Origin of the sequence: Mesorhizobium sp. M5C.F.Ca.IN.020.32.2.1 (genome assembly GCF_004023105.1) — a bacterium.
GTDB classification, from domain to species: domain Bacteria; phylum Pseudomonadota; class Alphaproteobacteria; order Rhizobiales; family Rhizobiaceae; genus Mesorhizobium; species Mesorhizobium wenxiniae.
The window spans coordinates 1-6,356 of sequence record NZ_RZSX01000337.1; the positions used below are offsets into that span (position 1 = coordinate 1).

General features: G+C 63.0%; 4 protein-coding genes. All 4 read left to right on the forward strand.

Going from position 1 to position 6,356, the window contains the following annotated elements:
• The first annotated feature begins 1 nt into the window (after position 1).
• Positions 2-1,261: a glucose-1-phosphate adenylyltransferase gene (gene glgC / locus EOA86_RS17820; protein WP_128342847.1), complete on the forward strand. Its 1,260-nt coding sequence runs from the start codon at positions 2-4 to the stop codon at positions 1,259-1,261.
• Positions 1,262-2,707 carry a glycogen synthase GlgA gene (glgA, locus tag EOA86_RS17825; RefSeq protein ID WP_128342849.1) on the forward strand — a complete coding sequence of 482 codons (1,446 nt, stop codon included), beginning with the start codon at positions 1,262-1,264 and terminating at the stop codon, positions 2,705-2,707.
• 3 nt (positions 2,708-2,710) lie between these two features.
• Positions 2,711-4,339: an alpha-D-glucose phosphate-specific phosphoglucomutase gene (locus EOA86_RS17830; protein ID WP_128342850.1), complete on the forward strand. Its 1,629-nt coding sequence runs from the start codon at positions 2,711-2,713 to the stop codon at positions 4,337-4,339.
• A 73-nt stretch (positions 4,340-4,412) separates the two neighbouring features.
• Positions 4,413-6,356, forward strand: a 1,944-nt coding sequence (gene glgX / locus EOA86_RS17835; RefSeq protein WP_128342852.1) for a glycogen debranching protein GlgX, incomplete at its 3' end; no start/stop codon positions are given.

The following is a 6,356-nucleotide window of genomic DNA, read 5'->3' on the forward strand; positions in this document are numbered from 1 at the left end:
GATCAAACGGACCCAGCCGCTGGCGCGCGATGCCATGGCCTATGTTCTGGCCGGCGGCCGTGGCAGCCGCCTCAAGGAATTGACCGACCGGCGCGCCAAGCCCGCAGTCTATTTCGGCGGCAAGACGCGCATCATCGATTTTGCGCTCTCCAATGCGCTCAATTCCGGTATTCGCCGCCTCGGCGTCGCCACTCAGTACAAGGCACACTCGCTGATCCGCCACCTGCAGCGCGGCTGGAACTTCCTGCGTCCCGAACGCAACGAGAGCTTCGATATCCTGCCGGCCAGCCAGCGCGTGTCGGAAACGCAGTGGTATGAGGGCACGGCCGACGCGGTCTACCAGAACATCGACATCATCGAGGCCTACGGGCCCGAATACATGGTCGTCCTGGCCGGCGACCATATCTATAAGATGGATTACGAGCTGATGCTTCGCCAGCATGTCGACGCCGGTGCCGATGTCACTGTCGGCTGCCTCGAAGTGCCCCGCATGGAGGCGACTGGCTTCGGTGTCATGCATGTCGATGCCAAGGACACCATCATCTCCTTCATCGAAAAACCGGCCGATCCGCCCGGCATCCCCGATAAACCGGACTTTGCCCTGGCCTCGATGGGCATCTACGTGTTCAAGACCAAGTTCCTGATGGAGCAATTGCGCCGCGACGCGGCAGAGCCGGGCTCCAGCCGCGACTTTGGCAAGGACATCATCCCCTATGTCGTCGAGCACGGGAAGGCGATCGCCCATCGCTTCGCCAAATCCTGCGTGCGCTCGACCGCAGAGAACGAAGCCTACTGGCGCGATGTTGGGACCGTCGACGCCTATTGGGAAGCCAATATCGACCTCACCGACATCACGCCGGAGCTCGACCTCTACGACCGCGACTGGCCGATCTGGACCTATGCGGAGCTGAAGCCGCCGGCAAAGTTCGTGCATGACGAGGATGGCCGCCGCGGCTCGGCTGTGTCGTCGCTCGTCTCAGGTGATTGCATCGTCTCTGGTGCTTCGCTGAAGCGAAGCCTGATCTTCACCGGCGCGCGCATCAACTCCTATTCGACGCTCGAGGAAGTCGTCATGCTGCCCGACTGCCAGGTCGGCCGGAACGCAAGATTGAAGCGCGTGGTGATCGACCATGGCGTGAGGATACCGGAGGGGCTGGTGGTCGGCGAGGATCCCGTTCTCGACGCCAAGCGCTTCCGCGTTTCCGAAAAGGGCATCTGCCTCGTCACGCAGGCGATGATCGACAAACTGGGATTGCAATGAATGCAGGTTCTGTCGGTCACGCCCGAAATATTCCCTCTGATCAAAACTGGCGGGCTTGCCGACGTGACCGGCGCGTTGCCCGTCGCGCTCGCCGGCAAGGGCGTGACGATGCGCACGCTTGTTCCCGGCTATCCCCAAGTGATGGACACCTTCAAGAAGAAAAAACCCGTTCACCAATATCCGCTGCTGCAGGGCGGCAAGGCTTCGGTCCATGCTGTCCAGATTGCCGGGCCCGACCTGTTCGTGCTCGACGCGCCGCATCTGTTCGATCGCCCCGGCGGTCCCTATGGCAATGCCACCGGCGCCGACTGGCCGGACAATTGGCGGCGTTTCGCGGCCTTGAGCCAGGTTGGCGGCGACATCGCCGGCGGCGCCATCTCGGGCTACCAGCCGGACATCGTCCATGCCCATGACTGGCAATCGGCGATGACGCTGGCCTATATGCGCTACGGCAAGGCGGTCGGCACGCCGTCGATGATCACTGTCCATAACCTCGCTTTCCAGGGTCAGTTCGGCGCCGGCATCTTTGGCGAGCTTGGCTTGCCGGCGGCGGCCATGGCGCTCGACGGCGTCGAATATTATGGCGGCGTCGGGTTCCTCAAGGCCGGCCTGCAGGCCGCCTGGGCCATCACCACAGTCAGCCCGACCTATGCGCAGGAGATCCGCTCGCCGGAATTCGGCATGGGGCTCGATGGCCTCGTCAACATGCGATCCGTCGATCTCTATGGCATCGTCAACGGCATCGATACCGAGATATGGAACCCTGAAACCGACAAGCATCTCGTCTCGAATTACACGGCCAAGACATTGAAGGCGCGGCATCCCAACCGGACCGCGGTCGAAGATCGTTTCAATCTCGACCGCGACGACAGTCCGATCGTCTGCGTCATCAGCCGGCTCACCTGGCAGAAGGGCATGGACATACTGGCGACGGTGATCGACGGGATCATTGCGAGGGGCGCACGCCTGGCGATCCTGGGGTCGGGCGATGCCGGCCTCGAAGGCGCGCTGCTGGCCGCCGTCGCCCGCCATCGCGGTCGCATCGGCGTCGTTGTCGGTTACGACGAGGGACTGTCCCACACCATGCAGGGCGGCTGTGACGCCATCGTCATCCCGTCGCGTTTCGAGCCTTGCGGGCTGACGCAGCTCTACGGCCTGCGCTATGGCTGTGTGCCGGTCGTCGCCCGCACCGGCGGCCTTGCCGACACGGTCATCGACGCCAATGAAGCGGCCGTTTCGGCAGGTGTGGCGACCGGCTTCCAGTTCGCGCCCGCCGATGCCGGCGCCTTGCTGCACGCCATCCGCCGGTTGGTGGAAGCGCATGCCAGCCCCACGATCTGGACGTCGATGCAGCGGCAAGGCATGAAGGCCGATGTGTCGTGGGACAAAAGCGCAGAAAAATACCTTGAACTCTATCGCTTGCTGCTTTCGAAAAGGGCTGTCTGACGCATGATACGCACCGTCGCCACCAAACCCTACTTAGACCAGAAGCCCGGCACTTCCGGGCTGCGCAAGAAAGTACCGGTGTTCCAGCAGGAGCACTATGCCGAGAACTTCATCCAGTCGATCTTCGATGCGTTGGACGGGTTCGAGGGCAAGACCCTGGTGATCGGCGGCGACGGCCGCTTCTACAACCGCGAAGTTATCCAGAAGGCCATCGCCATGGCGGCGGCAAACGGCTTCGGCAAGGTGATGGTCGGACAGGGCGGCATCCTGTCGACGCCAGCAGCGTCCAATGTCATCCGCAAATACAAAACCTTCGGCGGCATCATCCTGTCGGCCAGCCACAATCCGGGCGGCCCGCACGAGGATTTCGGCATCAAATACAATGCCGACAATGGCGGGCCGGCGCCGGAAAAGCTGACCGACGCGATCTTCGCCAAGACCAAGGTGATCTCCAGCTTCAAGATCGCCGACATCGGCACGGTCGATCTCGACACGATCGGCACCGTCGAGGCGGGCGGCATGACGGTCGAGGTGATCGACCCGGTCGCCGACTATGCCGAGCTGATGGAAAGCCTGTTCGATTTCGATGCCTTGCGTGCGTTGTTCAAATCGGGTTTCCGCATGCGCTTCGACGCCATGCATGCCGTGACCGGTCCCTATGCAAAAGAGATTCTGGAAAACCGGCTCGGCGCGCCGAACGGTACCGCCCGCAACTTCATCCCTCTGCCCGATTTCGGCGGCCACCACCCAGACCCCAACCTGGTCCATGCCAAACACCTCTATGACGAGATGATGGGACCGGATGCGCCGGATTTCGGCGCTGCTTCCGACGGCGACGGCGATCGTAACCTGATCATCGGCAAGGGCATTTTCGTCACCCCGTCGGATTCGGTGGCCATGCTCGCCGCCAACGCCCATCTGGCACCGGGCTACAAGGCCGGGCTGAAAGGCATTGCGCGCTCGATGCCGACCAGCGGCGCGGCCGATCGCGTCGCCGAAAAGCTCGGCATCGGCATCTATGAAACGCCGACCGGCTGGAAATTCTTCGGCAACCTGCTCGATGCCGACATGGCAACGATCTGCGGCGAGGAAAGTGCGGGAACCGGCTCCAACCATGTCCGCGAAAAGGACGGGCTGTGGGCCGTACTTTTGTGGCTCAATATCCTTGCTGCCCGGGGCGAAAGCGCCAAGCAGATTGTCACCGAGCACTGGGCCGCCTATGGCCGCAATTACTATTCGCGCCACGACTATGAGGAGGTCGAGACCGACCGCGCCAATGCGCTGGTCGACGAATTGCGGACGAAACTCGCATCACTGCCCGGCACCAGCGTGCGTGGCATGAAGATCGCCAGCGCCGATGATTTCGCCTACCACGACCCGGTCGACAGCTCGATAGCCAAGAACCAGGGCATCAGGGTGCTGTTCGAAGGCGGATCGCGCGTCGTCTTTCGTCTCTCCGGCACCGGCACCTCGGGCGCGACGCTGCGCCTCTATATCGAGCGCTACGAGCCGGACACGTCCAGGCACGATCTCGACACGCAGGAGGCGCTTGCCGATCTGATTGCGGCAGCCGATGATATTGCCGGGATTCGCAGCCATACCGGCCGCGCCAAGCCGAGCGTGATTACCTGATGCCATCTAGACCATGATCCCGAACCGACGGTCCGCGTCAGCGAAAAGTGGGAGCCGGTTTTCGGAAAGGATCATGGTCAAACAGGAAGATAGAATACCGGCCGGTTATCGGCCGCGACTTGGCGGATTCGTCGGGCAAGGTGGCATTCGCTTTGCCGTATGGTCGTCTGCGGCCAGCCGGCTCTGGGTCTCAATCTTCGATGAGCAGGGTAACAGGGAGATCGACCGGCTCGAACTCCGGCCGGAAGGCGAGGGCGTTCACGCGCTTTTCGTTGCCGGCCTCGCTGCCGGCACCCGATACGGGTTTCGCGCCGATGGCGACTATGCGCCCGAGAAAGGGCCCTGGTTCGATCCCGACAAGCTGCTGGTCGACCCATATGCCGTCGAGATCGACAGGCCTTATGTCTATGACATCAGGCTCGCCGCACGACGGGGCGAGGGCACCGATACCGCGCCGCTGCTGCCGAAAGCGATTGCCGCCACCCTGCCGCAACCGGTGCCTGCCTTGCCGCCGCTATTCCAGCCCGGTGGCCTGATCTACGAAGTGCCGGTGCGCGCCTTCACAATGCTGCATCCGGACATCCCGAAGCCCCAGCGCGGAACGATTGCAGCTCTTGGCCATCCGGCCATCGTCGAGCACCTGAAAAAACTCGGGGTCGGGGCGGTCGAACTGATGCCGGTGACGGGATCGATCGATGAGCGGCATCTGCCGCCGCTCGGGCTGCGTAATGCCTGGGGCTACAACCCCGTGACCTTCATGGCGCTCGATCCGCGCCTGGCGCCCGGCGGTCTCGCGGAATTGAGGCAGACGGTCGCCACGCTGCGTGAGGCCGGCATCGGCGTCATCCTCGACCTCGTCTTCAACCACACCGGCGAAAGCGACAGGCTTGGGCCGACGCTGTCGCTGCGCGGCCTCGACAGCAGCACCTACTTCCGGCATTGGCCGGACGGCAGCTTGGCTAACGACACCGGCACCGGCAACACGGTCGCTTGTGATCATCCGATCGTCCAGGAAATGGTCCTCGACACGCTTCGTTACTTTGTCCGCCATGCTGGCGTCGACGGTTTCCGCTTCGATCTGGCGCCCATTTTGGGTCGGGTCGATGGCGTATTCGACGCGGCGGCACCGTTGCTTATGGCTATTCGGAACGACCCGGACCTTATTGACAGGGTGCTGATCGCTGAGCCTTGGGATATCGGCCCGGACGGCTATCAGCTTGGCAATTTTGCGCCGCCCTTCCTCGAATGGAACGACAAATATCGCGACGACATCCGCCGGTTCTGGCGCGGCGATATCGGCATGGTCGGCGCGCTGGCGACCCGGCTTGCCGGCTCGTCCGACGTGTTTGCCAAGCCAGGCCAGCAGACAAGCCGCAGCGTCAATTTCATCGCCGCGCATGACGGCATGACGCTGGCCGACATTGTTGCCTACGAGCACAAGCACAATGAGGCCAATGGCGAGCAGAACCGCGATGGCCACGACGACAACTTGTCCTGGAACAATGGCGTCGAGGGTGAGACCGGCGACCGGGGGATCGTTGCGGCCCGTTTCGATGACCAGTGTGCGCTGCTCGCGACACTGTTTGCCTCGCGCGGCACGGTCATGCTGACCGCCGGCGACGAATTCGGCCGCACCCAGAAGGGCAACAACAATGCCTATGCGCAGGACAACGAGATCACCTGGCTCGACTGGACCGGGCGTGACCAAGCGTTGGAACAATGCGTCGTTTTGCTCGCCGCGATGCGTCGTTCCATGCCGGCGCTTTCCGACACGCGCTTGCTGACCGGAGAGCCGCGGCCCGGGTCAGAGATACCGGATGTCATCTGGCTCACTGAAACCGGCATGCCGCTCGATGAGGCAGGCTGGCACGATTCGGGGCGGTACCGCCTGATCATGATGCTCGGCGGCGATGATTGCCGCCTTGCCGTGGTCATCAATGGCGATCGCCGGGCGTGTATGTTCACGCTGCCGGAGCGCGACGGATTTCGCTGGGAGCCAGCCATCGAAACACCGGAC